Below are 1,602 nucleotides of genomic sequence, written 5' to 3'. Positions count from 1 at the left end.
TGCGTCCATGGGGATCCAGCTGTCGCCGGTCTGGTGTGTCATGCCCCGGCCGGGAAAGTAATCGACCCAGGCCTGGGCCCACACGTGTTCGAAGCGGATGTGGGTGATTTGCCCGCCCCGGGTGATGCCGGTGACCGGGATGCCGCCCTGGGCCATCAGGTTCATGGCCGCTTTTCTATCTTTCGAGCATTTCGACTCGTCGATAATAGATACGAAGCGACGGGTCCGCCAGAACTGGTTTTACGTGGCACAGGGTCTATAGGTCAGCGCAATAACACTATGGTAACTGATTATCTGCCGTCCCCATTGCCATCATAGCCGTTTTGCCAAGCCGACAATTAAGTATGGTGTCCCCGGAATTTATGGAATTTATGTCCCCGGAATTTGGATATAGAATGCCCCTCATGATTCCCCGTGATTCGCTTCGTATTTATTTACGTAACACCCTTGTCTTGCCGCAGTCGGCGTTCTCACAACCCCTAAATCCACAAACAGGACATTGATCAAGTGAAATTAATGCGATGAACCATTGGTTGACGCTTATCGTCTTCATTATCCAATAAGCGATCATGCACTTGCACGAAGGACAGCGCAAAGAAAAGCCGATAAATAGAAATCCAAAAAGTGCGACTACCGCGAAGCTGGATATCAGATTCGATGCATCAAGACTTAGTCTTTGCATCAAAGTGTTGCCCGGGTTATTAAAAGCCCAAATCGATACCATCAGAATTATCGCCGAGAACACGCAGAAAGATACAAACACCCATATCTTCCACATCTGATTAGTTCTTTTCATCCAAGAGGTATAACGTTTCTCAAACATGATAAAGATTCCTCGCCAAATCACCTTAATACTCGGAACTGCAATCTTAGTGAAGCAAATCCCACCAAAAATCAACCCACCAGTCGGTAATATTCTGATCGGTGCCAAAAACAGGAAATGCTGAAATTAACGAGCCGAACCCAATGCCACCAATTAAGGCAGCACCTGCCACTATAGTATTTATGAAAACATTTAATGCCACCGCAATAATTGTTCCACCAACACCATTTAAGGTTGCTATACCTCCTTTCGGCAAAGATCTTAGCAAATCTAATACTGTTACAGTTCCGAATGTTTTAGCTACCGCACCCGAGGTGAACAGCCCAAGTATTGTACGAGTCAATTTTGTTACACCCACGAAAAAGAATGCCATAGACATGTTCAGGTTAGTCGTATAGTCTTGAGCAAAGATGATGAACCCACCATTACTCCCCCCTGCAATCATATACGCCCCGGCCCCGGTATTCGGATCGATCACCATATACCCTTCCCCGATCCACCCATGGAAGTTGATCCGCGCCTCGTGGGCGGTGACCACCTTGCCGGCGCGCACAGCATTGCGGATGTCGGTTTTGGTCTCGGTAGCAAGGCTGAGAGATGGCAAGGCGATATCCAGGTTGTCGCTGGTGATGGTCCAGATCCGCTGACCTTGCTCGGCGGCCAGGGCCAGGGCCTTGACGGCGCTGATGCCGTGGGCGGGGTCGTCCTCAGTGCTGAACATCATCTCGGGAACCAGGTGCTCCATGGCCGAGGCACGAGCACCGATGGCCCTGTTGAAG

At 49.8% G+C, this 1,602-nt stretch carries 1 protein-coding gene; it reads right to left on the bottom strand.

The features are described from left to right. Positions 1-869 precede the first annotated feature (869 nt). Positions 870-1,602: hypothetical protein (locus MRX98_RS21680; RefSeq protein WP_246915218.1), on the bottom strand; the 733-nt coding region annotated here is incomplete at its 5' end.

It is taken from the genome of Desulfatitalea alkaliphila (assembly GCF_022968795.1).
In the GTDB taxonomy this organism is placed as follows: domain Bacteria; phylum Desulfobacterota; class Desulfobacteria; order Desulfobacterales; family Desulfosarcinaceae; genus Desulfatitalea; species Desulfatitalea alkaliphila.
Note: the sequence above shows the minus strand (reverse complement) of the source record. Positions and strands in the feature narration are given on the sequence as shown.